Source organism: Streptomyces sp. NPDC037301 (genome assembly GCF_055602785.1).
This window is the reverse complement of the sequence record NZ_JBVJWD010000003.1, coordinates 132,608-157,747: the sequence shown is the minus strand read 5'-3', so window position 1 is coordinate 157,747 and position 25,140 is coordinate 132,608. Positions and strand designations below refer to the sequence as shown.

Below are 25,140 nucleotides of genomic sequence, written 5' to 3'. Positions count from 1 at the left end.
GGGACTCTCGCCATGGGAAAAAAAGTACGCTCCTTGCCCCCGCCGCTTGGGCGGCCCCACGGACCGTACGCGCGCAGCCGTGGCTCAGGCGGCGACGGAGATGCGCTCCTCGGCCGCCTCGGGCTCCGGGGCCGAGGCGTTGCGGCGGCCCGGGATGAGCAGGGCGGCGAGGGCGGCCAGCGCCACGACACCGGCACCTATCCACACCGCCGGAACGGTCCCGTCCGTGAAGGACCGCGCGGAGTCGTAACCGCCCTGCGAGGAGAAGACGGTGGCGAGCACGGCGACCCCGAGTGCTCCGCCGACCTCGCGCAGGGCGTTGTTGGCACCGGAGGCGATGCCCTGTTCGGCGGGGCGGACGCTGGACATCACGAGGCTGGCGGCGGGTGCGAAGTACAGAGCCATGCCGACGCCGCCGACGATCAGGCCGGGCAGCTGCGAGGAGTACGAGGCGTCGGGCCCGATGACCATCGCGAAAAGTGCGAGGCCGACCGCCTGGAGAACGAGCCCGGCCACGACCACCGGGCGGCCGCCGAACCGGTCGGAGAGCGTGCCCGCGATGGGTGCGACCAGCATCGGCATCCCGGTCCAGGGCAGCATCCGCAGACCGGCCTCGGTGGGCGAGTAGCCCAGCACGCCCTGGAAGTACTGGCTGAGCAGGAAGATCGACCCGAACATCCCGAAGAACATCAGCAGGCTGGCCATGTTGATCCCGAAGAACGCACGGCTGCGGAAGAGCCGCATGGGCAGCATCGGGTTCTTCGCGTGGAAGCCGTGGTGGATGAACCCGCCGATGAGCGCGGCGCCGCCGAACAGGGCCGTGAGGACGGTGGGGCTGGTCCAGCCGTCGGAGTTGGCGTTGACCAGGCCGTAGACGATGCCGAAGAGTCCGGCGCTGCCCAGGAGCGTGCCGGGTATGTCGAGCCGTGAGTCCGGCGCGTGCGACTCCGTCAGGCGCAGCCGCGCCAGCGGCAGCAAGACCAGGCCGATCGGGACGTTCAGCCAGAAGATCCACTGCCAGGACAGGTGCTCGGTGAGGCTGCCGCCGATCAGCGGCCCGCTGGCCACGGCCAGTCCGGTGACGGCGCTGAAGATGCCGAGCGCGGCACCGCGGCGTGCGGGCGGCACGGCGGCCGTGAGCAGCGTGAGCGTCAGCGGCATCATGATCGCCGCACCCACGCCCTGGACGGCCCGGAAGGCGATCAGTTCGTTGATCCCGGGCGAGAGTGCTGCCGCGGCGGAGGCGCCGGTGAAGACGGTGAGCCCGGCGAGGAAGAGCTGGCGCCGGCCGAACCGGTCGCCGAGGGCAGCCCCGAGCATCAACAGGACGGCGAAGGTGAGGGTGTACGCGTTCACCGTCCATTCGAGCTCCGGCAGTTCGCCGCCGAGGCTCTTGCGGATGGAGGGCAGGGCGGTGGTGACGACGAGGTTGTCGAGGGCCGCCATGAATCCGGCGACGCTGGTGATGACAAGGGCCCAGACCGCTCCTGAGCGGCCTGCTGTGTGCTGGTTCACTGCTCCCCCTGGGGTTAGTTATCGATTACTAACTTATCTGGGCAGAAAGCCGGGCAGAACCCGGGTCGCACCGTTCAGGCGATCGGCCTGGCCGAGTCGTAGAAACCCGACCAGATCCGGTGACCGGCCGGGAAACCCAGCGAGGCCAGGGTGTTGACGAGCATGCCGTACGCGAGGAACGTCGTCGTCCCACTGAGATCGGCACCGAGCACAAGATGGACCTCGTCCCACATCTGCAGCCAGCCGGCGCGAACCGACTCGCCGAACTCGTGATCCCCCGAGGCTTCGGCCGCCGCGACGGCCGCGTACACCTGCATCTGCATGAGCAGCTTGTCCGGGTCGCCGACGATCAGGCGCTGATACGCCGCGGCCATGGCATGCAGCGCCTCGTCACCCTCAAGACCTTCGGCCGCGTCGGAGAAGACCTTCCGGGTGTCCACGAGGCAACGCTCGGCGGCGGCGAGGAACATGGCCTGCTTGTTGGGGAAGAGACGGAAGAGGTAAGGCTGCGAGACGCCCACGCGCCTGGCGATCACCTCGGTGGAGGTGCCGTCGTAACCGCCGCGGGCGAACTCGGTGATCGCCGCACGAATGACGCTCTCGCGCCGCTCTTCTGCACTCATCCTTGCCATGCAACAAAGTTAGTACTCAATCACTAACTTGGTCAAGCAGCCTGCAGAGGCCCGACGAACGGCGCGTCGGGCGGCCGCACGGGTGAGGGGCACCACCCAAGGACGGTGCCCCTCACCCGCACTCAACGGCCTCAGCCGAGCTGCACCACCGCACGGGACATGCCCAGCACCTTCTTGCCCTCGCTCATGGCCGTCAGGTCCACCCGCACCTGCTTGTCGTCCAGCAGGGCGGCCACCTTGGCGCTGACCTCGATCAGGGCGCCCTTGTCGTCGTTCGGCACGACAACCGGCTTGGTGAACCGCACCCCGTACTCGACGACCGCACCCGGGTCGCCGACCCAGTCCGTGACCACCCGGATCGCCTCGGCCATGGTGAACATGCCGTGCGCGATCACATCCGGCAGTCCGACCTCGCGGGCGAACTTCTCGTTCCAGTGGATCGGGTTGAAGTCACCGGAAGCGCCTGCGTACTGCACCAGCGTCGCCCGGCTCACCGGGAAGGACTGCGCCGGCAGCTCCGTACCGACCTCGACCGACTCGTAAGCAACCTTCGCCGTCATCACGCCTCCTCGGCGGCGCGCGCCACCAGCTTCGTCCACGCGGTCACGACGTGCTCACCGGATTCGTCGTGGACCTCGCCACGGATATCCAGGACGTCGTTGCCCGCCAGGGACTTGATGCCCTCGATCGTCGAGGTGACCGTCAGCCGGTCCCCCGCACGCACGGGGCGCACATAGGCGAACTTCTGGTCACCATGCACCACGCGGCTGTAATCCAGGCCCAGCTGCGGGTCCTGCACCACCTGTCCCGCGGCCTTGAAGGTGATCGAGAAGACGAACGTCGGCGGCGCGATCACATCGCTGTGACCCAGCGCCTTGGCGGCCTCGGGGTCGACGTACACCGGATTCGTGTCGCCCACCGCCTCGGCGAACTCGCGAATCTTCTCCCGGCCGACCTCGTACGGCGGGGTGGGCGGATAGATCCGCCCCACGAAGGACTGGTCGAGCGCCATGAGCTCGCTACCTCCTGATGAAAGTTGAAAAGGCCGAAGAACAGCCCCCATACAACGACACGAGGCCGCCCCCAGTGGGGACGGCCTCGTGTACGAGCCTGTTTCAGCGCGTTTCGCGGTGCGCAGTGTGAGAGTTGCAGCGCGGGCAGTGCTTCTTCATCTCAAGACGGTCCGGGTTGTTACGCCGGTTCTTCTTGGTGATGTAATTCCGCTCCTTGCACTCCACGCAGGCCAGCGTGATCTTCGGGCGGACGTCGGTGGCAGCCACGTGAGTGCTCCTTGGACGGACGGATGGACGGATGAACGCAAAAAAGAGTAGCCGATCGAAGGACCGACCCCACAATCGGCTACCGTAAGTAGCGGTGACCGGACTTGAACCGGTGACACAGCGATTATGAGCCGCTTGCTCTACCGACTGAGCTACACCGCTTTGATGACGAGTCCCCCCGCCGAAGCGGGGTTTCCCGATCACCAGAGCCCCAATGCGGAATCGAACCGCAGACCTTCTCCTTACCATGGAGACGCTCTACCGACTGAGCTATTGGGGCGAGCGATGAAGACATTACACGGTTGGTCGCCGATCGCCCAAATCCGTTTCGAAGCCCCGACCTGCGCCCTTGATCGAGACCCCGCCGATCCCCCGACCGGCGGCCTTCCGGCCCGCCCACCAGCCGCTTGAACAGCACCTCGGCCACCGGTTGAGCCATCGCGGCCCAGCCGTACACCCGTGCCCCGGATACCCCTCAGGGCCACACCGGTACGACTATTTCGCTCCTCCTCGAACCGGACCGAACACGCCCCTAGGCTCGACTCACTCTGCGTGATCTTGTCCCCCTTCCCAGGAGCGCGATGCCCGACAGCCAGCCGCGGCGGCCGGACGACGACGCCGCCGACGCGGCCGATGCGACCAGCAGCCCCGACACCGCCGAGACCGGCGCCCTGGTGCTCTGCGGCGCCCGTCTCACCGACGGCCGCATCGTGGACGCACGGCTCGGCGGCAGCCGCATCGAGGCCGTCGGCACCGCGGGCAGTCTGGCCGCACCGGTTCCGCGGGTGGACCTGCGCGGCTATCTGCTGCTCCCCGCCCCCGCCGAGCCCCACGCCCACAGCGACACCGCGCTCACCGCGCACGGTGCGGGCCCCGACAGTCCGGGACCCGTGTCGCACCGCCGGGAGGACATCCAGCGCCGCGCCACCGAGGCTTCCCTGCTGCAGCTCGGGCACGGCGCCACCGCGCTGCGCGCGCACGTGCGGATCGGGGACGTCCAGGGCCTCACCTCCCTCGAAGCCGTACTGCAGGCACGCCGCTCGCTGCGCGGACTCGCCGAGCTGACCCCCGTCGCCGTACCCCGACTGCTCACCGGCATCGCGGGCGCCGACAACCTGGCCATGCTGCGTGACGCCGTGAAGATGGGGGCCGGCGCGGTCGGCGGCTGCCCCGACCTCGACCCGGATCCGGCGGGGTACGCGGAAGCCGTCCTGGAGATCGCCGCCGAACAGGGCTGCCCCGTCGATCTGCACACGGACGGTGGCGATCCGGCCCGGCTCGGCCGACTGGCCGCCATGGCGGGCGGGCTGCGGCCCGGCGTCTCCATCGGCCCGTGCGCCGGCCTCTCGCGGCTTCCCCCTCAGGCCGCGGCCCGCGCCGCCGACCAGCTCGCCGCGGCCGAAGTGACGGTGATCTGCCTCCCCCAGGGCGGCTGCTGCGGGGTGGAAGGCCGGGGCACCACCCCCGTACGGCTGCTGCGTGCGGCCGGAGTACGGGTCGCGGCGGGCAGCGGAGCGCTGCGGGACGTCGCAAACCCTGTGGGCCGCGGGGATCCGCTGGAGGCCGCCTACCTGCTGGCCTCGCAGAGCGGGATGCGGGCCGATGAGGCGTACGAGGCGGTCTCCTCGGTCGCGAGGAAGGCGATGGGGCTGCCCGAGGTCAGGGTCGAGGCCGGCTTCCCGGCCGAGCTGCTCGCCGTACGCGGGGAGCAGCTCTCGGGCGTGCTGTCGCTCGCCTACAGCCGGGTCGTGGTGCATCGCGGCCGGGTCGTGACGCGGACGAGTGCGGTGCGCGAGTACTGCGACTCCGAGACCGTCGTCGCCCTCGGTCTGCCCCGCCAGGCCCGGCCGGATTCCGGTCCCTGCGGCGGGCCCTGAGCGCGTGGGCCCGCCGCGGCGTACGGTCGTGACCATGCGCATTGTCATCGCAGGTGGACATGGTCAGATCGCGCTGCGGCTGGAGCGGCTGCTCGCCGCGCGCGGGGACGAGGCCGTAGGCGTCATCCGGAATCCGGAACAGAGCGAGGACCTCCGGGCGGCAGGCGCCGAGCCGGTCGTCCTGGATCTCGAATCGGCCTCCGTGGAGGAGGTGGCGGAGGTGCTGCGCGGCGCCGACGCGGCGGTCTTCGCGGCCGGTGCGGGCCCGAACAGCGGCTCGGAACGCAAGGAGACGGTGGATCGCGGCGCGGCGGTGCTGTTCGCGGACGCGGCGGAACGGGCAGGCGTACGGCGCTACGTGGTGGTCTCGTCGATGGGCGCCGACCCCGACCACCCGGGCGACGAGGTCTTCGACGCCTACCTGCGGGCGAAGGGCGCCGCGGACGCGTACGTGCGCTCCAGGACCGCACTCGACTGGACGATCCTGCGCCCCGGAATGCTGACGAACGACGCGGGCACCGGGATGGTCCTCCTGACCGCCTCGACCGGCCGCGGACCGGTGCCGCGCGACGATGTGGCGGCGGCGCTGCTGGAGCTGCTGGAGACCCCGGCGACGGCAGGGCTGACCCTGGAACTCATCTCGGGGAACATGCCGGTGTCGGTCGCCGTGAAGGACGTGGCGGGGAACTGAGCCGTTGGTTCGGCTTTCCTGACGACTGCACGTCCGGTCCGGGGCGGCGGTCCGCCGCCCCGGTTCAGCCGCCCGGCGCCGGGCGGACCGTGATGCCGTGGCGCTCCAGCAGGGCGGCGGTGACGCCGTCGCCCTCGCGGAGCTCGCCCGCGAACGTACCGTCATAGACCGTGCCGCGCCCGCAGGAAGGGCTGCGCGCCATCAGCAGCGCCTCGGTGCATCCGGCCCTGCGCGCGGTCTCCAGCGCCCGCCGGGCGCCGTCCACGAACTCCTCCGTCACATCGTGCCCGGTGTCGTCGACGACGCGGGCGCGACCGTCCAGCACGTCGTGGCCGTCGCCGCCGACGATCTCGGCGGGGCGGCGCGGGGTGGGCAGTCCGGCCTCGACCTCGGGACAGAAGGCGACGGGGCGGCGGTCCCCGATGGCCTCGGTCACTGCGGCGGAGGCCTTGCCGCGGCCGTCGAAGCGGCAGGGCACACCGTGCAGACAGGCGCTGACCAGCACAGGTTCCATGTTCACAAGCTTCTTTACTATCTTTCACAGCGGAAACAAAGAAGGCCCCTGTCCTGGGACAGGGGCCTTGCTATGTGGCGGCGCCAGGGTTCGAACCTGGGTAGGCTGAGCCGGCAGATTTACAGTCTGCTCCCTTTGGCCACTCGGGCACACCGCCGGGGATTGCTGCCGTGAGAACCGCTTTTCGGCGGTGCTCCGTGGCAACGACGTAAACGATACCCGATGCCCGGGGGTGCTACGCCACTGGATTGATCAGCGGCCCGATCGGGCGTGGGTGGCTAGGCTTTGATCGGCGGCGCGGGGCCGGCAGGCCCGCAGCCGCCCGTATGCACCCCGTTTCCCAGCACCCCCGATACAAGGAGCCACACGTCATGGCCGACTCCAGTTTCGACATCGTCTCGAAGGTCGAGCGGCAGGAGGTCGACAACGCCCTCAACCAGGCCGCCAAGGAAATCTCGCAGCGTTACGACTTCAAGGGCACCGGCGCCTCGATCTCCTGGTCCGGCGAGAAGATCCTGATGGAGGCGAACGGCGAGGAGCGGGTCAAGGCGATCCTCGACATCTTCCAGTCCAAGCTGATCAAGCGCGGCATCTCGCTGAAGTCTCTGGACGCGGGCGAGCCGCAGCTGTCCGGCAAGGAGTACAAGATCTTCGCCACGATCGAGGAGGGCATCTCCCAGGAGAACGCCAAGAAGGTGGCGAAGATCATTCGCGATGAGGGCCCGAAGGGCGTCAAGGCACAGGTCCAGGGCGATGAGCTGCGGGTCAGCTCGAAGAGCCGGGACGATCTGCAGGCCGTGCAGGCGCTGCTGAAGGGCCAGGACTTCGACTTCGCCGTGCAGTTCGTGAACTACCGGTAGACCTCCGGCAGGCCGTGCGCCTTCCGGGTGCGGGGTGGCGCGGAGCGGGATGCGCCGCTCCGCCCCGCACCCGGGATGCGATGTCCGAATACCGCCGGTCGCGGCGGAGCGGGGGACGCAGACTTGTCCATGCCGGACGACGATCCTGTCGACTTCCGGCATGACGGGCAAGGAGAGGGACGAGTCATGACCATGTACGCAACGGTCGACAGCCCGCTGGGTGAGCTGCTGCTGGTCGGCGAGGAGGCCGCAGGCACGGACGGCGAAGTCGCGCTCGCCTCACTCTCGCTGCCCGGCCAGAACGGCGCCGCAGTCGTCCAGGACGGATGGATCCACGCGCCGGAAGCCTTCGCGGGGATCGCCGCACAGCTGCGGGAGTATTTCGAGGGGCGGCTGACCCACTTCGACATCGTGTACGCGGACGGCCTGGGCACCGCCTTCCAGCGCCGGGTCTGGGCGGCGCTGGACACTGTCCCGTACGGGGAGACCGTGTCGTACGGGCAGATCGCCGAACGGATCGGTACGCCCGGGGCGGGCGTGCGGGCCGTGGGTACGGCGATCGGGCGCAATCCCCTGCTGGTCGTACGGCCGTGCCATCGGGTGATCGGCGCGGACGGCGCCTTGCGGGGGTACGCGGGTGGCCTGGAGCGCAAGGAACAGCTTCTGGGGCTGGAAGGCGCCCTGGCGGTGCGCTGACATGTCCGGGCTCTTTCCGAGGCCGCGGGCCGTCGTCGCGCCGGGGGCCGTGCATGTGCCCGAGTGGCTGCCGCCGGAGCGCCAACGGGAGTTGGTGGCGGCCTGCCGGGAATGGGCGCGCGGGCCTGTGCCGTTGCGGCACGCTGTGGTGCCGGGTGGCGGGGTGATGTCCGTACAGACGGTCTGCCTGGGGTGGCACTGGCAGCCGTACCGGTATTCACGCACGGCCGACGATGCGAACGGTGCACGGGTCGCCGAATTTCCCGACTGGCTGGCGGAGTTGGGCCGGGAGGCTCTGGCAGAGGCGTACGGGGACGAGAGCCCGGCCCGGATGTACGCGCCGGACGCCGCCCTCATCAACTTCTACGACGGCGCGGCGCGGATGGGCATGCACCAGGACAAGGAGGAGCGGTCCGGCGCTCCGGTGGTGTCACTCAGCATCGGCGACACCTGTGTTTTCCGCTTCGGGAACACGGAGAACCGCGGAAAGCCCTACACAGATGTGGAGTTGGCCTCCGGCGACCTCTTCGTCTTCGGCGGGCCTTCACGCTTCGCTTTCCACGGCGTACCGAAGGTCCGTCCGGGGACGGCCGATCCTGCGACAGGGATGAGCCGTGGCCGGCTCAATCTGACCCTGCGCGAGACCGGGTTGGGCCCCAGGCGCTGACGGGCGTCAGCGACGTTCGCGGGAGTTCCCGAAGAGCAGCCGGTAGACGATCAGCAGAACCAGCGAACCGCCGATGGCCGCCACCCAAGTAGCCGTGTCGTAGAAGTCGTTGGAGATCGGTCGGTCGAGGTAGCGCGACGATATCCAGCCGCCGAGGAAGGCCCCGATGATCCCTATGAGGGTGGTGCCGACCAGGCCTCCCGGATCGCGGCCCGGGAGCAGGACCTTGGCGATGGCGCCGGCAAGCAGTCCGAGAATGATCCAGCCAATGATGCTCATGCGTGCGAACCTACCCGTCACTCGGTCTTGGAATCCAAGACGTTCCTGCCGGTCGGGCGGTTGCAGTGCGCGGTCCGCGAACGGGCCGCACCCGCCTGTCCATGGGTCATGCGCGGGCGCTGAAATCCGGCCAGGGCGCCATGTCGGCCCCTTCGTCCTCGGGCTCCTCGGAGTACCAAGCGGTGCCGTCCAGCCAGCTGCGCAGCCACTGTGCGAGGTCGGGCTGGTCCACGTACCAGGCGTGCTCCGGCTCGTCGGCGTTCGGCTCGAAGAGCAGCACCGTTGTGTGTTCGCTGCGGCAGTCCACACAGGAGTACATCCCGCAGCCCAGGCTGCATATCGGCAGCACGCCCTCCGGCCACGGCCACTCGCCCTCCTCGATCGCGCTCCGGCGGTGGGCGAGATACTGCGCGACGACGGACTCCTCCCCGTCCGGAGCCCGGTCGCCGATCAGCGGCATCAGACCGTACTCCGGCCCGAAGCCGCCGTTGGCGATCCGGGTGTACAGGGCGGTGAGCAGCGGCGGCAGGGCAAAGCCGAGGGCGGCTTCGGCACGCACGACGCCCTCGGCGGGCAGGGGTGCCGGGAGGGGGTACTTCTCCCAGCGCGGGGTGGTGCGTGCGGTCTTCTCCGCGGCTGCCAGCAACTGCTCGGTGTCGTTCATGGGTTCATGGTGGGCGACGGCACTGACAGTCAGGCGAGCCCTCTTCGGTTCCGGGACCGATACTGGCTTTGAACAGCCCTGACAGGCGAAACTTGCGGAAGGCTAGTGATCATGAAGCTCATACAGCTGATCCTGAACGTCTTGTGGGTGGTGTTCTGTGGGTTCTGGATGGCCCTCGGCTACCTGCTCGCTGCGATCATCTGCTTCGTCCTGATCGTGACGATCCCGTTCGGCATCGCCTCGCTGAGAATCGCCGGCTACGTGCTGTGGCCATTCGGGCGGACCACCGTGGAGCGGCCCGACGCGGGTGCGCCCTCGTGCGTCGGTAACGTGATCTGGCTCGTCTTCGCCGGGTGGTGGCTCGCGCTGGGGCACCTGATCACGAGCATCCCGCTGTTCGTGTCGATCATCGGAATCCCCTTCGGCTGGGCCAACCTGAAGATGATCCCCATCTCTCTCATGCCGCTGGGCCGAGAGGTGGTCACGACCGACGAAGCGTTCGGAGCCCGCTAGGAGCTGTCGTCGGCCCCTGGCAAGGGCTGCGCTTCAATGGCGGCATGGCAGGCATGGGGGCACAACGACGAGTACGCGAGAACCAGCAGCCGACTGACGGGGTGCGGCTGCCTGGCCGGGGCGGCGATCGCCGTGCTCGCTGTGCTCGGCATTCCTCTGTGGATTTTCTTCGGTCTGCTCCTCTCCGACTTCCACCAGCGGCGTCCCCACGGATCGTCCTCACGGACGACGACCTGCCATCTGCTCCAGGCGTGCGATGCGCTCCGCCATCGGCGGGTGTGTCGAGAACATCTTGGAGATGCCCTGGCCGGGGCGGAAGGGATTCGCGATCATCATGTGGCTCGCGGTCTCGATCCTCGGCTCGGGGGGCAGAGGGAGCTGTTTCGTACCGGCTTCGAGCTTCCGCAGGGCACTGGCGAGGGCCAGTGGGTCGCCGGTCAGCTGGGCGCCCGAGGCATCCGCCTCGTATTCGCGGGAGCGGCTTACGGCCAGCTGGATGACGGAGGCGGCCAGCGGGCCGAGGATCATGATCAGCAGCATGCCGAGGAGGCCGGGGCCCTCGTCGTCGTCGGACCGGCCCACCGGGATCAGCCAGGCGAAGTTGACCAGGAACATGACAACGGAGGCGAGCGCTCCGGCGACGGACGAGATCAGGATGTCGCGGTTGTAGACATGGCTCAGCTCGTGGCCGAGGACTCCGCGCAGCTCTCGCTCGTCCAGAATCTGCAGGATGCCCTCGGTGCAACAGACCGCCGCGTTGCGCGGATTGCGGCCGGTGGCGAAGGCGTTGGGGGCCTGTGTCGGGGAGATGTAGAGCCGGGGCATGGGCTGGCGGGCTGCTGTTGAGAGCTCGCGGACCATGCGGTAGAGCTGTGGCGCCTCGAATTCGCTGACGGGGCGGGCGCGCATGGCCCTGAGCGCCAGCTTGTCGCTGTTCCAGTACGCGTAGGCGTTCGTGCCGACGGCTACGAGGAGCGCGACGATCAGGCCTGTACGTCCGAAGAAGCTTCCGATGACGATGATGAGTGCGGACAGGCCCCCGAGGAGTACGGCGGTTCTCAGCCCGTTGTGCCGGCGGTGCACGGTACGCCCTCCAAGTGGTGCGGTAGGGGAACCCCTTGCTTGGTGGTCTCCACTCCCCAGTGGAGCTTCCCGTACTGGTCAACGCCAGGCGAGGAGAGCTAGTTCCCTTGTGCGCGGCCGCGGGAACAGGGCCTGTCCGGCATTGGCGGCCGGATCAGGCCCTGGGCCGTACGGGTGGAGGGATCGGCGTGTGCCGGTCGGCGCCGGGCGGCTCAGCGCTGGGCGGGGAGGCCGGCGAGTGCGAGGGCCTCGGGGTCCGGCTTGATCTCGCTGGTGCAGTGGGCGCAGCGGGAGGCGATGGCGGGGATCTCTGTGTAGCAGCGGGGGCAGTCGCGCACGGCGGCCTTGATGTCGACCTTCTCGTCCGCCTTGGAGAAGCGGTTCTGGACCTTCGTCATGGGGACGACGACGCAGAAGTAGAGCACCGCCGCGGTGATCAGGAAGGCGATGGCGGCGGCGAGGAACTTCCCGTACGGGAAGATGGCGCCCTCGATCGAGAACTCCGCCGCGCTGAAGTCTCCGACGGAACCGGTTGCGAGGCCGATCAGCGGGGTGATGAAGGCGGTGCTGAATCCGGTGACGACTGCGGTGAACGCGGCTCCGACGGCCAGCCCGATGGCCATGGAGATGACGTTTCCGCGCAGGATGAAGTCCTTGAACCCGTTCAGCACTGCTCTTGCTCCTCTGGGACATGCGTACGTTTGTGGGGATGTGCGGGCATGACCTTGCCCTGTACGGGCCGTCCCGGGCAAACCGATCTTGCGTACATCAGAAGAGATTGACGGCGGCGAACCTGAGGACCGTCTGCGGGGCACCGGAGAGTACGACGCCGCCGACGGCGGTGAGGGCGATCGCGGCGGTGAGGGAGACCGGGGCGCGGTGCCTGGTGGGGGCGGGTACGGCCTCGTCCGCCGGGGTCTCTTCCGGAGCACGGAAGAGCGCCGCGGTCCACTGCAGGTAGTAGTAGAGCGCGATCACGACGTTGACGGCCATGACGACGGCGAGCCAGCCGAGTCCCGCGTCGACGGCCGCGGAGAAGACCGTGACCTTGGCGAAGAGGCCGACGATGCCGGGCGGCAGGCCGGCCAGGCAGAGCAGGAAGAAGGCCATCGCGAGGGCGGTCAGGGGGCGGGTGGCGTACAGGCCGCGGTAGTCGGAGATCCGGTTTCCGGGGTTCGTACGCGCGACGAGGGCCGCGACCGCGAATGCGCCGAGGTTCACGACGGCGTACATGAGGGCGTACGCGACGGTGGAGCCGATGTGCTCGTCGCTGGAGTACGCGGCGGCGGCGATCGGCACCAGAAGGTAGCCGGCCTGGGCGACGGACGACCAGGCGAGCAGGCGTACGGCGCTGCGGACGCGGGTGGCGTTCTGGCGCAGGGCGGCGACGTTGCCGGTCGTCATGGTGAGCGCGGCGAGGACGGCGAGGGCCGGTCCCCAGACGTCGGCGTACGCCGGGAACGCGATCACGGTGACGAGGATGAGGCCGGAGAAGCCGACCGCCTTGCCGACGACCGACAGATAGGCGGCGACCGGCAGGGGCGCGCCGACGTAGGTGTCGGGAACCCAGAAGTGGAAGGGCGCGGCGGCCGTCTTGAAGGCGAAGCCGACCAGGGTGAGGACGACACCCGCCTGGGCGAGGGTGTCGAGCTGACCGGGTACGTCGTCGAGCCGGGCGGCGATCTCCGTGAGGTGCAGGGTGCCGGTGGTGGCGTACACGAAGCTGACGCCGAGCAGCATGACGGCGGTCGCGACGACGGAGGAGAGGAAGAACTTCAGCGCGGCTTCGGAGGAGCGCCTGTCGCCGCGCTTGATGCCGACGAGGGCGAAGGCGGGCAGCGAGGCGACTTCGAGGGCGACGACGAGGGTGGCGAGGTCGCGGGCGGCGGGCAGGAGCGCGGCGCCGGACGCGGAGGACAGCAGGAGGAACCAGAACTCGCCCGCGGGGAGCTTGCGTGTGTCGCCGAGGGAGAGCAGGGCCGTCAGCAGGGCGCCGCCGAGTACGAGGGCCTGGATGACGAGGGCGAAGTGGTCGGCGGTGTAGCTGCAGGCCCCGGTGCCGCCGGTGCCGGTGGTTGCCGCGGTGAGGCAGAAGGTGGAGCGGTCGCCGTCGCGCAGCGGGACGAGCAAGGCGAGTGCGGCCACGAGTCCGGCGATGGTGACCCGGCCGAGGAGCGGCTTGCGTTCCTCGGGCAGGAAGAGATCGGCGACCAGGACGATCAGGGCGACGGTCGCGACGACGACCGGGGGCGCGATCGCGAGCCAGTCGACGGACTGGACGAGGCTGGTGGTGCTCTCGGCCGCTGTGGTGACGACGCCCGGGGTGACGACGGCTGTGGTCACGACTTGCCTCCTGCGAGGAGCTTCTGCACGGCCGGGTCGGTGAGGCCGAGGAGGACGGCGGGCCACAGACCGGCGAGGACGGTGAGGGCGACGAGCGGGGTCCAGGCGGCGAATTCGTACGTCTGGACATCGGCCAGCTGCTGCGGCTCTTCCCGCTTCTCACCCATGCAGACCCGGCGTACGACGATCAGCATGTACGCGGCGGTGAGCAGGGTGCCGAACGCGGCGATCGACATGAAGGTGAGGAAGGCGGGGCGGCTGAGGCCGTCGGCTGGGTCGAAGGAGCCGAACAGGGCGAGCATCTCGCCCCAGAACCCGGCGAGCCCGGGCAGGCCCAGGGAGGCGACGGCGGCGAAGGCGAGGAGGCCGCCGAGGCGGGGGGCGCGGCCGTAGAGCGCGGCCCCGGTGGCGCCGGAGAGGGTGTCGAGGTCGGCGGTGCCGTACCGGTCCTTGACCGCGCCGACCAGGAAGAACAGCAGGCCGGTGATGAGACCGTGGGCGATGTTGGCGAAGAGCGCGCCGTTGACTCCGGTGGGGGTCATGCTCGCGATGCCGAGGAGTACGAAGCCCATGTGCCCGACGGAGGAGTACGCGATCAGGCGCTTGAGGTCGCCCTTGGAGCCTGGGCGGGCCAGCGCCAGGCAGGCGAGCGATCCGTAGACGATGCCGACGACCGCGAAGGCGGCGAGGTAGGGCGCGAAGGTGTGCATGCCGTCGGGGGTGATGGGGAGCAGGATGCGGACGAATCCGTACGTACCCATCTTCAGCAGGACGCCCGCGAGCAGGACCGAGCCGACGGTCGGGGCGGCGGTGTGGGCGTCCGGGAGCCAGCTGTGCAGCGGCCACATCGGGGTCTTCACGGCGAGCCCGATACCGATCGCCAGAACAGCGATGACCTGCACGGACGAGGTGAGCCCACGGCCGTTGTCAGTGGCGAGTGCCACCATGTCGAAGGTGCCGCTCTTGAGTCCGATGAGGAGCAGGCCCAGCAGCATGATCACCGAGCCGAGCAGCGTGTAGAGGATGAACTTCCAGGCGGCAGCCTGCTTCTGCGCACCACCCCAGCGGGCGATGAGGAAGTACATCGGGATGAGCACCATCTCGAACGCCAGGAAGAACAGCAGCAGATCGAGGACGGCGAAGGTCGCGAGGGTGCCGGACTCCAGGACGAGGATGAGTGCGACGAAGGCCTTCGGGGAGGGGCCTTCAGCCCGCGGCGTCAGCCGCTGATGTTGCAGCTTGAAGTAGCTGTAGAGCGCGCAGAGGAAGGTCAGCAGCGCGGTCAGTACGAGAAGGGGGAGCGAGATGCCGTCGATGCCGAGGTGGATGCGGACGTCGAGCGCCGGGATCCAGCTGATGTCGGTGGTGGCCTGCATCTTCGACGGGTGGTCGTGGTCGAAGCCGACGGCGAGCACGATCGCGGCGATGAGGACCGCACCGGTGACGGTCACGCCGTGGCGGAGCACGGCCTGGTCGGGGCTGGTTCCCTTCAGCCCGGGCGGGGCCGGCAACAGAGCGGCCACGGCGCCGATGAGCGGGACGACGACGATGAACGCAAGAAGGAACTGCATCACGGATTCGCTGATATCGATCACGGCTCACGACCCGGCGTTGACGTTGGCAAAAACGACGGCGGCAATCGCCAGGACCAGGGAACCGGCAAGCAGTGCGCTGAGGTAGGTCTGCACATTGCCGGTCTGGGCGCGGCGGACGGCGGTGCCGAGCCAGCGTGCGCCGGTGCCGGAGCCCCGTACGTAGGTGTCGACGACCTCGCGGTCCAGGAAGCGGACGAGGCTCGCCGCGGCCTGGACGGGGCGGACGAACAGGGTCGTGTACAGGGCGTCGAGGTGGAAGCCGGCGGCGGCGTGGCGGTGGAGCGGGCCGAGCAGCAGGCGGCCGGGGTCGGCCGGGTCGGGGGCGTCCCCGTCGGTGCCGTAGGCGGCGGTGTGCGCCGACATGGCCTGGGCCTCGACGAGGGCGGGTTCGGCGTCGGGGTGGGCGACGACGGTGCCGACGGGGGTGCGGGCGGCGAGTGCCGATGTGTGGCGCCAGCCGCCGTAGGTGACGAGGCCGCCGACGAGACCGACGCCCGTGGAGAGGACGGCGGTGGTCACGGACGGGGTGAGGCTGTGGCCGTCGAACCAGTCGGTGATCGCGCCGACGGTCAGTCCGAAGGCGATGGTGGGGACGGCGAGCACCCAGAGGACGGCGGTCATCGCGACGGGCTGCCTGCCGTGGTCGGGGACCTCGGCGCCGCGGCCCCGGAAGGCGAGGAGCCAGAGGCGGGTGGCGTACGCAGCGGTGAGGACGGCGGCGAGCAGTCCGGCGACGAGGACGGTCCAGCCGGCGGCGGCCGGGGCAACGTGCCGGCTCCCGAGTGCGGTGTGCTCGGCGGCGACGAGGACGGCTTCCTTGGAGAAGAAGCCGGCGAACGGCGGGATGGCGGCGAGCGCGAGGAGGGCGACGGTCATCGTCCAGTAGGCGTCCGGGATGCGCTTCGTCAGGCCGCCCATACGGGACATGGCGGCCAGCGAGTTGGTCCCGGCAGCGTGGATGACTACGCCCGCCGCGAGGAAGAGGACGGCCTTGAACGCACCGTGGGAGAGGAGGTGGAAGACGGCGGCGCCCCGGTCGCCGACGGCCAGCGCGCCGGACATGTAGCCGAGCTGGCCGATCGTCGAGTAGGCGAGGACGCGTTTGATGTCGTCCTGGGCGAGGGCGGCGAGTCCCGAGCCGATCATCGTGATCGCCGCCATCACGGCGAGGACGACGAGGGCCGCGCCGGACTGGGCGAAGACGGGGAGGAGCCGGGCCACGAAGTAGATACCGGCGGCGACCATCGTCGCGGCGTGGATCAGCGCGGAGACGGGGGTGGGGCCGGCCATCGCGTCGGGCAGCCAGGTGTGCAGGGGGAACTGCGCGGACTTGCCCGCGACGCCCGCGAGGAGCAGCAGGGCGACGACGGTGGGGTGGTCCAGGCCACCGTTCGCGACGGCGCCCAGGATGCCGGTGATGCGGAACGTGCCGGTGTCGGCGGCGAGCGCGAACAGACCGATCAGGAAGGGGACGTCGCCGAGCTTGGTTACCAGGAAGGCCTTGAGGGAGGCGGCGCGGGCTTCGGGCGTCTCCCAGTAGTGGCCGACGAGGAAGTACGAGCAGATGCCCATGATCTCCCAGCCGACCAGGAGCACCATCAGGTCGCCGGAGTAGACGACGAGCAGCATCGCGGCGGTGAAGAGGGAGACGAGAGCCGCGTACGAGGGGTAGCGGGGGTCGTCGCGCAGGTAGGCGGTCGAGTAGATCTGCACACAGGTCGCGACGAGCCCGACCAGGACGGCGACGAGGACCGCGAAACCGTCGAGGTGCAGGGCGAGGTCGATCGGGACCGAGCCGGTGGGGGTGAGCCGGGTCGCGGCGTCGATGGCCCGGCCGCCGCCCTGGTCCGAGGCGACGACGACGGCGAGCACGAAGGCGGCGAGGGTGGGCAGTACGGCGAGGGGGCGTACGTATCCGGGGGCGGTGCGTCCGAGAAGGAGACCGGCCGCGGCGCCCAGGAACGGAAGAAGGGGGACGAGGACGGCGAGGGTCGTGGTGGTCACGCGGTGGCCTCTGCCTTCTTTGCCTTCCCTGCCGGAGCAGTGGCCTGGTCTTCGGTGCCGTGGGTCTCGTCGGCCTCGTCGTCGGGGAGGGTTTCGGCGGCGTCGGTCTCGGCGGTGTCGCGGAGACGGTCGACGTCCGAGCTGCCGCGGTTGCGGTGGACGGCGAGGACGATCGCCAGGCCGATCCCGATCTCCGCCGCCGCGATGGCGATGGTGAAGAGGGCGAGGGCCTGGCCGGAGTGCAGGGTGTCGCGGAGCCAGACGTCGAAGGCGACCAGGTTGAGGTTGACGGCGTTGAGCATCAGCTCGACGGACATCAGGACCAGGATCGCGTTGCGGCGGGCGAGCACTCCGTACAGCCCGGTGCAGAAGAGAAGGGCGGCGAGCACGGCGGGATAGGCGAGGTGCATCAGCTCTGCTCCTTACCGCGCTTGCGGGACAGGACGATCGCGCCGACGAGGGCGGCGAGCAGCAGGACGGAGAGCGCTTCGAACGGCAGCACCCAGTGCCGGAAGAGGAAGGCGCCGGTCACCTCGGTGGAGCCCTGGGCCGGTCCGTCCAGGTCGATCCAGGTGGCGCGGAAGGCGTCGACGACGACCCAGACGAGCGCGCCGGCGGCGGCGACCGCCACGCCGAGGGCCGCCCAGCGGTTACCCGAGTCGGCGTCCGGGGAGCGGCCGATGGGGGCCTTGGTGAGCATCAGCCCGAAGAGAAGGAGAACGACCACGGAACCGACGTAGATCAGTACCTGCACCCAGGCGATGAACTCCGCGGTGAGCAGGAGGTACTCGACGGCGAGACCACCGAGCGCCACGACCAGCCAGAGGGCGGCATGCACCAGTTGCTTGGTCGTGACCGTGACGAGGGCTGCGCCGAGGGTGGCAATGCCGACGAGGACGAAAGCGATCTCGATGCCGGTCGGGGAGAGGAAGCCGGAGTGGGCCGCGGTGGCTGCGAGTGTCACTCCTCCCCCTCTTCTTCCCTCTGAACCTGCTGGGTCTCTTTGGCCTGCTGGGCTTCTTCGGCCTGCTGGGCTTCCTGCGCCTCCTTGGCGCGCTGGGCTTCGAGTTTCTCCGCCGTCTTGCGGGCGGCGGCGATCTCCTTCGGCTCCTCGGCGCCAGGGTCGAGTGCGGGCGGTTCCGGCACCGTCCACATCCATTCGCGGAGCTTGTCCCGCTCATGAGTGAGTTCGAGGATGTCCGTCTCCGCGTACTCGAACTCCGGCGACCAGAACAGCGCGTCGAAGGGACACACCTCGATACAGATACCGCAGTACATACAGAGCGAGAAGTCGATCGCGAAGCGGTCGAGGACGTTGCGGCTGCGCTCGCGGCCGCCCGGGGTGGCGGCGGGCACCGTCTCCTTGTGGGAGTCGATGTAGATGCACCAGTCCGGGCACTCACGGGCGCAGAGCATGCAGACCGTGCAGTTCTCCTCGAACAGTGCGATGACACCGCGGGAGCGGGGCGGAAGCTCGGGCTGGACGTCCGGGTACTGCGCGGTGACCGTCTTCTTCGTCATCGTCCGCAGGGTGACGGCCAGGCCCTTGGCCAGGCCTGAGCCGGGGATGCGGGGCCGCGAGGGCGGGAGCGATGCAGCCATCAGTTGATCGCCACCTTCACGATGCCGGTGAGCGCGATCTGCGCGAGAGCGAGCGGGATGAGAGTGGTCCAGGCGAGCTTCTGCAGCTGGTCCTCCCGGAGCCGGGGGTAGCTCACGCGCAGCCAGATGACGACGAAGGCGAGGACCGCGGTCTTGAGGAACGTCCAGACCCAGCCGAGCCCGTCGGCGCCGAACGGGCCGTGCCAGCCGCCGAGGAAGAGGACGGTGGTCAGTCCGCACAGGACGACGATGCCCGCGTACTCGGCGAGCAGGAACAGTGCGAAACGGAGGCCGGTGTACTCGGTGTACGCGCCGAAGATGATCTCCGAGTCGGCGACCGGCATGTCGAACGGCGGGCGCTGCAGTTCAGCGAGTCCGGCCACGAAGAAGACCAGGGCGCCGACGATCTGCCAGGGCAGCCACCACCACTCGAAGGCGTTGAGGATGCCCGGGAGGGAGACGGTGCCTGCCGCCATCGCGACGGAGGCGGCGGCGAGCAGCATCGGCAGTTCGTACGCGAGCAGCTGGGCGGCGGTGCGCAGGCCCCCGAGGAGGGAGAACTTATTGGCCGAGGCCCAGCCCGCCATCAGCGAACCGAGCACTCCGACGCCCATCACGGCGAGCACGAAGAAGATGCCCGCGTCGACGATCTGTCCGACCGCGCCCTCGCTGGGGCCGATCGGGATGGCGACGAGCACGAGGAGGTACGGGAGCAGCGCGACGGCCGGCGCGAGCTGGAAGATACGGCGGTCGGCCTCGGCCGGGACGATGTCTTCCTTCTGCGCGAACTTCACGCCGTCCGCGATGAGCTGTGCCCAGCCGTGGAAGCCGCCCGCGTACATGGGTCCGAGGCGGCCCTGCATATGGGCCATCACCTTGTGCTCGGTCTGCCCCACGACGAGGGGGAGGACCATGAACACGGCGAAGACGATGACGAGCCGGAGGGCGACGTCCAGTGCGTCGTTCACGCGGTATCGCCTCCGGCGGGGCGGTCGGGGGCCGGCTCGGGTGTGGGGTCCTGGGCCGGGGGCTCGGGCTGGTCGGGGGTGTCCGAAGGGGCAGTGGTGTCGGGGGCGGGCGTGGCCTCGGGGACGGGGGTGTCGCTGCGCGGGGCCTCTCCCCTGCCCGCCCCTTCCCGAACCGGGGGCTCCGCCTTCGGGCCTCCGGTCGTGTCGAATGCCGGGCGGGCGTGGTGCCAGGGAGCGTCGCTGCTTCCGGGGTGCGGCTCTGCCGTCCCCGTCCCCGACGCGTTCGGTCCTGCCTGTTCCCGTGCCCCGGCCGTCCCCGGCTTCGCCGCCTCGCGCTGCTGGCTGGCCGAGCCCTGGGACGCGCTGCGGGTACGGCGCGGGGTTGCGGGAGGTGTGGGCTCGGCGGCCGGTGCTGCCGTCTCCGGCTGCTGGCCGGCCGAGCCCTCGCTCGCGCTGCGGGCACGGCGTACCGGGCGGTCGCCCGCCGCACGCGGGGTGCGGGCCGGGCGGGACGGGGCGGGCGGGAGCTGGCCCTTGAGGGGGCCCCATTCGTTCGGGTCGGGGACGCCGGGCGGCAGCATCGTGCGCCGCTTCGGGCCGCCGTGCTCCGACTCTCCCGGCTCCTTCGCGCCCGGCCAGGCCTTCGCGACGCGTGCCGCCAGCACGAAGTCCTTGCGCAGCGGGTGGCCCTCGAAGCCCTCGGGCAGCAGCAGCGGCACCAGGTGCGGGTGGCCCTCGAAGCCGATGCCGAACATCTCGTGTGTCTCGCGCTCGTGCCAGGCGGCGCCCGCGTAGATGTCGATGGCGGTGGGAAGGACCGCCGCCTCATGCGGAACGGTCGTACGGATCAAGAGCCGACGGACCTTGCCCTTGGCCAGGGAGGCGACGTGGACGCAGACCCGGAAGCCGGTGCCCGGTTCGTCGACAGCGCTCAGCCAGTCGAAATAGGTGCACCCCAGCCGGCCGCGGGCCGTTTCGAGAGCGGCGATCCAGGAGGAGGCCGGTACGTCGACGGTCAGCAGGTCGTAGGCGTACTCGGCCGTCGCGTCCTCGCCGAAGAGCTCGGCCGCGGCGTCCGGAAGCCGGTCGTAGCTTTCCCGGTCATGGCTTTCGGTACCGGTCACTTCTGCCCCTCCCCCGGTGTCGGCGGCGCGGCGACCAGGCCGCTGCGCAGTGCGGCGGTGGAAGGACGGCTGCCGCCGCCCGTCGCATACCGCTCACCCAGCGACTCGCGGGCGATCTTCTCCTGCAGCTTGAGGATGCCCTGGAGGAGCGCCTCGGGCCGGGGCGGGCAGCCCGGGACATAGACATCGACCGGAATGATCTGGTCGACGCCCTTCGTCACGGAGTACGAGTCCCAGTACGGGCCGCCGCAGTTGGAGCAGGCGCCGAAGGAGATGACGTACTTGGGCTCGGGCATCTGCTCGTACAGCCGCTTCACGGCGGGTGCCATCTTGTCCGTCACCGTGCCGGAAACGATCATGAGGTCGGCCTGACGCGGGCCGGGAGCGAACGGGATCACACCGAGCCGGATGAAGTCGTGCCGGGCCATGGAGGCGGCGATGAATTCGATCGCGCAGCAGGCGAGCCCGAAGTTGAAGACCCAGAGGCTGTAGCGGCGGCCCCAGTTCAGGACCACCTTCATCGGCTCGGGAGCCAGGCGCGACAGAACACCGAGCCGCTTGGGCTCCGGCAGGAACGTCGGAACGGGCTGCGGTTCGGACCCCACCTCGGGCGTCGGCTCCGGTCCCGATTGCACTGCGGGCCGGTGCTCGGGGGGCGGCGGGCTCGTCACGTCCATTCGAGGACGCCCTTCTTCCATGCGTAGAGCAGTCCTACGGCCAGGAAACCGAGGAAGATGAACATTTCCACCAGAGTCGTCGCCCCATATCCGGGTGCGGCGAATACGGTCGCCCACGGAAACAGGAAGATCGAGTCGACGGCGAAGATCACGTACAGGAAGGCATACACGTAATAACGGACCTGGGTATGTGCCCATCCTTCACCCACTGGGTCCACGCCGCACTCGTACGTCAGGAGCTTCTCCGGTGTGGGAACCACGGGGCGCAGCAGTCGGCCGGCGCCGAAGGCGACGGCGACGAACAGCACGCCGATCACAGCGAGCAGTCCGACCACTGAATAGCTGTGGAAGTAGTCCGACGCGAGAACGGTCGATTCCGGCAGGTCCGCCACGTCCGCCCCTCGCTCCCTCAAACCTGTTCGACGATCTGTACGCACGGGAGTCTAGGCCCTGTTAAAGAGAGGGTAAGCAGTCGCATCGGACAACGGGTGGGGTTATCCCTACTTCACCCCACCCACGAGCCCCATGGCGTGCGCAGGCCCCGCCCGGCAGTCTGGGGCGTATGACCATGAGCCCCCTGGTGCCCGACAACGACCGGCCACCGCCCGCCCGCTTCGCCCTCGACCTGTGGACGTGGAAGGAGATCGCCCATCTCCTGGCCAACCTCCCCATGGCCATCGCCGGGTTTGTTTACACAGTGTTCATGATCGGCATCGGCGTGGGGCTTGCGGTCACGGTGATCGGTCTGCCTCTGCTCGCCGTCGGACTGCACGGGGCGCGGCTGATCGGGAGGGCCGAGCGGGGCCGGGCGCGGGCCATGCTCGGAGTGCGGATCGACGAACCGAGCCCGATGGTTCTGTCCCGCCGGGAACAGGGGTTCTTCCCCTGGCTGTGGTTGAGCCTCACGGACCCGGTGGGCTGGCGTGCGGTGCTGTATTCCTTCGTACGGCTGCCCTGGGGCGTACTCACCTTCGCCGTGACGCTCGTGAGTCTCTTCGTGCTGTGGCCGGTGCTCCCCTATACCGCGCGGCTCCTCACCAATGCCGACCGGGCGATGGTGCGCGGGCTGCTCCCGCCCTCCGACGAGCTGGAACGCAGGATCGCCGAGCTGGAGTCGGACCGCGGAGTGGTCGTCGACACGGCCGCCGCCGACCTGCGCCGCATCGAACGGGACCTGCACGACGGGGCACAGGCCCGGCTCGTCGCCCTCGCCATGGGCCTCGGTCTGGCGAAGGAGAAGCTGACGGACGACCCCGAAGCCGCCGCCCGCATGGTCGACGAAGCCCACGGAGAGGTGAAGGTCGCCCTCCAGGAACTCCGCGACCTCGCCCGCGGCATCCACCCCGCCGTCCTCACCGACCGAGGCCTCGACGCCGCACTCTCCGCCATCGCCTCCCGCTGCACCGTCCCTGTGACGGTGGGGGTGGATCTGTCGGCGCGTCCCGCGGAGGCGATCGAGGGAATCGCCTACTTCACGGTCTCGGAGCTGTTGCAGAACGTGAGCAAGCACAGCGCGGCACGTTCGGCGTCCGTCGAGGTGTGGCGGTCGGCGGACCGGCTGCTGATCCAGGTCACCGACGACGGGCAGGGCGGGGCCCGGATGGACGGTGGTACGGGCATGGCCGGGTTGGCCGAACGGCTGGGCGCCGTCGATGGGCTGTTCGTCCTCGACTCGCCGGTCGGCGGTCCCACGACGGTCACCGCGGAGCTGCCCTGGCGGGACCGGGAGAGGGAGCCGAACCGTACGGGGGCGGCCAAGCGCCCCTAGAGGCCCGGCGACCCCGGAAGGCCGGCACACCCAGGCCGGCGCCCCCGGAAGGCCGGCACGCCCGGGCCCAGCCCCCTGAGCCCCTGGCAGGGTAGGGAAAACCCCCGGTCGAAGAGGGATACCGCCCTCATGGTGCGCCGACCCGCGACCCAGCACCCTTGATGTACCGGCCGGAACCCCGAAATCACCGGAGAAACCGGCTCCATGAGAAGAAACGGACTGCACCCATGGCCACGGCATACGGACCGGACACTCGGGACCACCAGCGGTCCGGAGCCGGTTTCGGGGACCCTCCCCCGGTGAAGCACTTCTTCCCGGCCGCGCTGCGCGCGCCTTTCGAGGGCAGGACCTGGCGCGAGTTCGGCTATCTGCTGCTGAGCCTGCCGATCAGCGTGGTCCTGTTCAGCCTCTCGATCACCCTGACGACGCTGGGCATCGGCATGCTGATCACCTTCCTCGGGGTTCCGATCCTGGCCGGCGCGCTGGCCATGTGCCGCGGTTTCGGTGCGATGGAGCGGGCCCGGGCGCGCGGGCTGCTGAAGCTGGACGTGGCGGACCCGGCGCCGGTGCGCGGCAGGACCGGCGGCCTGTTGTCCTGGGTGGGCGCGGTCCTCAAGAGCGGGGTGTCCTGGCGGCATCTGCTCTACGCGCTGCTGCACCTCCCGTGGGCGATCTTCGCCTTCACTGTTTCGCTGACGCTCTGGTCGTGCGGGTGGGCCGCCCTCACCTACCCCCTGTGGCACTGGATCTACCCGACGTACGTGGGGGTCGCCGGCCTTCAGCTGTACGGCGACGGCACCCACGACGTCTACCTCAACTCCCCCTTCGACCTGGCTGCGACCAGCGTGTGCGGCCTGATACTCGTCCTCGTCACGCCGTGGATCATCCGTGGTCTGGCGGGCGTGGACCGGGTGATGGTGGCGGGGCTGCTCGGGCCGTCCCGGCTGGCGACGCGCGTCTCCGAGCTGGAGTCGGACCGCGGGGTGGTCGTCGACACGGCCGCCGCCGACCTGCGCCGCATCGAACGGGACCTGCACGACGGCGCACAGGCCCGGCTCGTCGCCCTCGCCATGGATCTGGGCCTGGCGAAGGAGAAGCTCAACGACGACCCCGAGGCCGCCGCCCGCATGGTCGACGAAGCCCACGGAGAGGTGAAGGTCGCCCTCCAGGAACTCCGCGACCTCGCCCGCGGCATCCACCCCGCCGTCCTCACCGACCGGGGCCTCGACGCCGCACTCTCCGCCATCGCCTCCCGCTGCACCGTGCCCGTGACGGTCGAGGTGGACCTGGCGTCCAGGCCCGCCCAGGCCATCGAGGGAATCGCCTACTTCACGGCCTCCGAGCTGTTGCAGAACGTGAGCAAGCATTCACACGCGACCCGCGCATCGGTCGATGTGTGGCGGACGGCGGACCGGCTGATGCTCCAGGTCACGGACAACGGGCGCGGCGGCGCCGATGTGTCCTCGGGCAGCGGGCTGGCCGGGCTGACCGAGCGGCTGGACGCGGTGGACGGCGTGCTCGTCGTGGATTCCCCGCAGGGCGGCCCGACGCGGATCACGGCCGAGCTGCCGTGGCGCGGCTGAACACACCGCACACACGCACGGAGCCGTGACAGGACCCCCCCACCCCCACTGCTCTCCCTCCCTTTGTCCCCGGCCGGGGGGGGGGGGGGGGGTGGCGGGGGGGGGGGGGGGGGGGGGGGGGCAACGTCCATGAGGGGGCGGTGGGAGTCCTACCACAAGAGGGGCCAAAGAGACAGGGGGGGGGAAGAGTGCTGGTGGGGGAAAG

At 69.8% G+C, this 25,140-nt stretch carries 28 protein-coding genes and 3 tRNA genes; 8 read left to right on the top strand and 23 right to left on the bottom strand.

Annotated elements, in window-relative coordinates; translation table 11 throughout:
* Positions 1 to 84 precede the first annotated feature (84 nt).
* The 7 genes from ACZ7IB_RS06735 to ACZ7IB_RS06705 all read right to left on the bottom strand — a co-directional run bounded on the left by ACZ7IB_RS06735 (position 85) and on the right by ACZ7IB_RS06705 (position 3,707).
* Positions 85 to 1,515, bottom strand: coding sequence for an MFS transporter (locus ACZ7IB_RS06735; RefSeq protein ID WP_470909797.1), 1,431 nt, complete (start codon positions 1,513 to 1,515; stop codon positions 85 to 87).
* Positions 1,516 to 1,589: 74 nt separating this feature from the next.
* On the bottom strand, positions 1,590 to 2,138 hold the full coding sequence (locus tag ACZ7IB_RS06730) for a TetR/AcrR family transcriptional regulator (protein ID WP_470909795.1): 549 nt from the start codon (positions 2,136 to 2,138) through the stop codon (positions 1,590 to 1,592).
* Between the two features lie 140 nt (positions 2,139 to 2,278).
* Entirely contained in the window at positions 2,279 to 2,707 is a 429-nt protein-coding gene (locus ACZ7IB_RS06725) for a MaoC family dehydratase (protein WP_266358756.1), read from the bottom strand.
* A complete protein-coding gene (locus ACZ7IB_RS06720) occupies positions 2,707 to 3,159 on the bottom strand; it encodes a MaoC family dehydratase N-terminal domain-containing protein (RefSeq protein WP_093897220.1) in 453 nt (150 codons plus the stop codon). Before ACZ7IB_RS06720 ends, ACZ7IB_RS06725 begins: the two co-directional genes overlap by 1 nt.
* A 103-nt stretch (positions 3,160 to 3,262) precedes the next feature.
* Complete coding sequence (gene rpmG / locus ACZ7IB_RS06715) at positions 3,263 to 3,427, bottom strand: 50S ribosomal protein L33 (protein ID WP_003956487.1); 165 nt, start codon at positions 3,425 to 3,427, stop codon at positions 3,263 to 3,265.
* A gap of 89 nt (positions 3,428 to 3,516) precedes the next feature.
* Positions 3,517 to 3,589, bottom strand: a tRNA-Met gene (locus ACZ7IB_RS06710).
* Positions 3,590 to 3,634: 45 nt separating this feature from the next.
* Positions 3,635 to 3,707, bottom strand: a tRNA-Thr gene (locus tag ACZ7IB_RS06705).
* Positions 3,708 to 4,008: 301 nt separating this feature from the next.
* Here ACZ7IB_RS06705 and ACZ7IB_RS06700 point away from each other — a divergent pair.
* Positions 4,009 to 5,304, top strand: a complete 1,296-nt coding sequence (locus ACZ7IB_RS06700; RefSeq protein WP_470909792.1) for an amidohydrolase family protein — start codon at positions 4,009 to 4,011, stop codon at positions 5,302 to 5,304.
* A 34-nt stretch (positions 5,305 to 5,338) separates the two neighbouring features.
* Positions 5,339 to 5,995: an SDR family oxidoreductase gene (locus ACZ7IB_RS06695; RefSeq protein ID WP_470909790.1), complete on the top strand. Its 657-nt coding sequence runs from the start codon at positions 5,339 to 5,341 to the stop codon at positions 5,993 to 5,995.
* Positions 5,996 to 6,059: 64 nt separating this feature from the next.
* On the opposite strand, the gene ACZ7IB_RS06690 is transcribed toward ACZ7IB_RS06695, so the two are convergent.
* Both ACZ7IB_RS06690 and ACZ7IB_RS06685 read right to left on the bottom strand, forming a co-directional pair.
* Positions 6,060 to 6,509: a 2-thiouracil desulfurase family protein gene (locus ACZ7IB_RS06690; protein WP_470909788.1), complete on the bottom strand. Its 450-nt coding sequence runs from the start codon at positions 6,507 to 6,509 to the stop codon at positions 6,060 to 6,062.
* A gap of 75 nt (positions 6,510 to 6,584) precedes the next feature.
* Positions 6,585 to 6,666 (bottom strand) — tRNA-Tyr (locus ACZ7IB_RS06685).
* A 214-nt stretch (positions 6,667 to 6,880) separates the two neighbouring features.
* On the opposite strand from ACZ7IB_RS06685, the gene ACZ7IB_RS06680 reads away from it, so the two are divergent.
* From ACZ7IB_RS06680 to ACZ7IB_RS06670, 3 genes are all read left to right on the top strand, one after another.
* Positions 6,881 to 7,369, top strand: a complete 489-nt coding sequence (locus tag ACZ7IB_RS06680) for a YajQ family cyclic di-GMP-binding protein (protein WP_030926258.1) — start codon at positions 6,881 to 6,883, stop codon at positions 7,367 to 7,369.
* A 186-nt stretch (positions 7,370 to 7,555) separates the two neighbouring features.
* Complete coding sequence (locus tag ACZ7IB_RS06675) at positions 7,556 to 8,065, top strand: methylated-DNA--[protein]-cysteine S-methyltransferase (protein ID WP_470909786.1); 510 nt, start codon at positions 7,556 to 7,558, stop codon at positions 8,063 to 8,065.
* Between the two features lies 1 nt (position 8,066).
* Positions 8,067 to 8,732, top strand: coding sequence for an alpha-ketoglutarate-dependent dioxygenase AlkB family protein (locus ACZ7IB_RS06670; protein ID WP_470909784.1), 666 nt, complete (start codon positions 8,067 to 8,069; stop codon positions 8,730 to 8,732).
* A 6-nt stretch (positions 8,733 to 8,738) separates the two neighbouring features.
* On the opposite strand, the gene ACZ7IB_RS06665 is transcribed toward ACZ7IB_RS06670, so the two are convergent.
* Complete coding sequence (locus ACZ7IB_RS06665) at positions 8,739 to 9,011, bottom strand: GlsB/YeaQ/YmgE family stress response membrane protein (RefSeq protein ID WP_329836584.1); 273 nt, start codon at positions 9,009 to 9,011, stop codon at positions 8,739 to 8,741.
* A gap of 106 nt (positions 9,012 to 9,117) precedes the next feature.
* Positions 9,118 to 9,675: an SMI1/KNR4 family protein gene (locus ACZ7IB_RS06660; protein ID WP_470909781.1), complete on the bottom strand. Its 558-nt coding sequence runs from the start codon at positions 9,673 to 9,675 to the stop codon at positions 9,118 to 9,120.
* Positions 9,676 to 9,786: 111 nt separating this feature from the next.
* Here ACZ7IB_RS06660 and ACZ7IB_RS06655 point away from each other — a divergent pair, with 111 nt between their 5' ends.
* Complete coding sequence (locus ACZ7IB_RS06655; RefSeq protein ID WP_470909779.1) at positions 9,787 to 10,188, top strand: YccF domain-containing protein; 402 nt, start codon at positions 9,787 to 9,789, stop codon at positions 10,186 to 10,188.
* A gap of 219 nt (positions 10,189 to 10,407) precedes the next feature.
* On the opposite strand, the gene htpX is transcribed toward ACZ7IB_RS06655, so the two are convergent.
* From htpX to ACZ7IB_RS06595, 12 genes are all read right to left on the bottom strand, one after another.
* On the bottom strand, positions 10,408 to 11,271 hold the full coding sequence (gene htpX, locus ACZ7IB_RS06650; protein ID WP_470909777.1) for a zinc metalloprotease HtpX: 864 nt from the start codon (positions 11,269 to 11,271) through the stop codon (positions 10,408 to 10,410).
* Positions 11,272 to 11,483: 212 nt separating this feature from the next.
* A complete protein-coding gene (gene mscL, locus ACZ7IB_RS06645) occupies positions 11,484 to 11,942 on the bottom strand; it encodes a large conductance mechanosensitive channel protein MscL (RefSeq protein WP_327273543.1) in 459 nt (152 codons plus the stop codon).
* Between the two features lie 97 nt (positions 11,943 to 12,039).
* Positions 12,040 to 13,614 (bottom strand): NADH-quinone oxidoreductase subunit N, encoded by a 1,575-nt coding sequence (locus ACZ7IB_RS06640; protein WP_470909775.1) that lies wholly within the window; start codon positions 13,612 to 13,614, stop codon positions 12,040 to 12,042.
* Positions 13,611 to 15,185 (bottom strand): complex I subunit 4 family protein, encoded by a 1,575-nt coding sequence (locus ACZ7IB_RS06635; RefSeq protein ID WP_470910431.1) that lies wholly within the window; start codon positions 15,183 to 15,185, stop codon positions 13,611 to 13,613. Before ACZ7IB_RS06635 ends, ACZ7IB_RS06640 begins: the two co-directional genes overlap by 4 nt.
* Before the next feature lie 27 nt (positions 15,186 to 15,212).
* Positions 15,213 to 17,213 carry an NADH-quinone oxidoreductase subunit 5 family protein gene (locus ACZ7IB_RS06630; RefSeq protein WP_470909772.1) on the bottom strand — a complete coding sequence of 667 codons (2,001 nt, stop codon included), beginning with the start codon at positions 17,211 to 17,213 and terminating at the stop codon, positions 15,213 to 15,215.
* Complete coding sequence (gene nuoK / locus ACZ7IB_RS06625) at positions 17,210 to 17,623, bottom strand: NADH-quinone oxidoreductase subunit NuoK (protein ID WP_470909770.1); 414 nt, start codon at positions 17,621 to 17,623, stop codon at positions 17,210 to 17,212. Before nuoK ends, ACZ7IB_RS06630 begins: the two co-directional genes overlap by 4 nt.
* The gene (locus ACZ7IB_RS06620) at positions 17,623 to 18,177 is read right to left on the bottom strand and encodes an NADH-quinone oxidoreductase subunit J family protein (protein ID WP_470909768.1); all 555 of its coding nucleotides are present in this window, start codon (positions 18,175 to 18,177) and stop codon (positions 17,623 to 17,625) included. Before ACZ7IB_RS06620 ends, nuoK begins: the two co-directional genes overlap by 1 nt.
* Positions 18,174 to 18,815 carry a NuoI/complex I 23 kDa subunit family protein gene (locus ACZ7IB_RS06615; RefSeq protein ID WP_470909766.1) on the bottom strand — a complete coding sequence of 214 codons (642 nt, stop codon included), beginning with the start codon at positions 18,813 to 18,815 and terminating at the stop codon, positions 18,174 to 18,176. The genes ACZ7IB_RS06620 and ACZ7IB_RS06615 overlap by 4 nt, the downstream gene beginning before the upstream one ends.
* Positions 18,815 to 19,783: a complex I subunit 1/NuoH family protein gene (locus tag ACZ7IB_RS06610; RefSeq protein WP_470909764.1), complete on the bottom strand. Its 969-nt coding sequence runs from the start codon at positions 19,781 to 19,783 to the stop codon at positions 18,815 to 18,817. Before ACZ7IB_RS06610 ends, ACZ7IB_RS06615 begins: the two co-directional genes overlap by 1 nt.
* Positions 19,780 to 20,907, bottom strand: coding sequence for an NADH-quinone oxidoreductase subunit C (locus ACZ7IB_RS06605; protein ID WP_470909762.1), 1,128 nt, complete (start codon positions 20,905 to 20,907; stop codon positions 19,780 to 19,782). The genes ACZ7IB_RS06610 and ACZ7IB_RS06605 overlap by 4 nt, the downstream gene beginning before the upstream one ends.
* Entirely contained in the window at positions 20,904 to 21,584 is a 681-nt protein-coding gene (locus tag ACZ7IB_RS06600) for an NADH-quinone oxidoreductase subunit B (RefSeq protein WP_389607747.1), read from the bottom strand. Before ACZ7IB_RS06600 ends, ACZ7IB_RS06605 begins: the two co-directional genes overlap by 4 nt.
* Complete coding sequence (locus tag ACZ7IB_RS06595; RefSeq protein ID WP_037689408.1) at positions 21,575 to 21,976, bottom strand: NADH-quinone oxidoreductase subunit A; 402 nt, start codon at positions 21,974 to 21,976, stop codon at positions 21,575 to 21,577. The genes ACZ7IB_RS06600 and ACZ7IB_RS06595 overlap by 10 nt, the downstream gene beginning before the upstream one ends.
* Before the next feature lie 170 nt (positions 21,977 to 22,146).
* On the opposite strand from ACZ7IB_RS06595, the gene ACZ7IB_RS06590 reads away from it, so the two are divergent.
* Together ACZ7IB_RS06590 and ACZ7IB_RS06585 are read left to right on the top strand one after the other, a co-directional pair.
* Positions 22,147 to 23,352, top strand: coding sequence for a sensor histidine kinase (locus tag ACZ7IB_RS06590; protein ID WP_470909760.1), 1,206 nt, complete (start codon positions 22,147 to 22,149; stop codon positions 23,350 to 23,352).
* Positions 23,353 to 23,579: 227 nt separating this feature from the next.
* Positions 23,580 to 24,935, top strand: a complete 1,356-nt coding sequence (locus ACZ7IB_RS06585) for a sensor histidine kinase (RefSeq protein WP_470909758.1) — start codon at positions 23,580 to 23,582, stop codon at positions 24,933 to 24,935.
* Positions 24,936 to 25,140 lie beyond the last annotated feature (205 nt).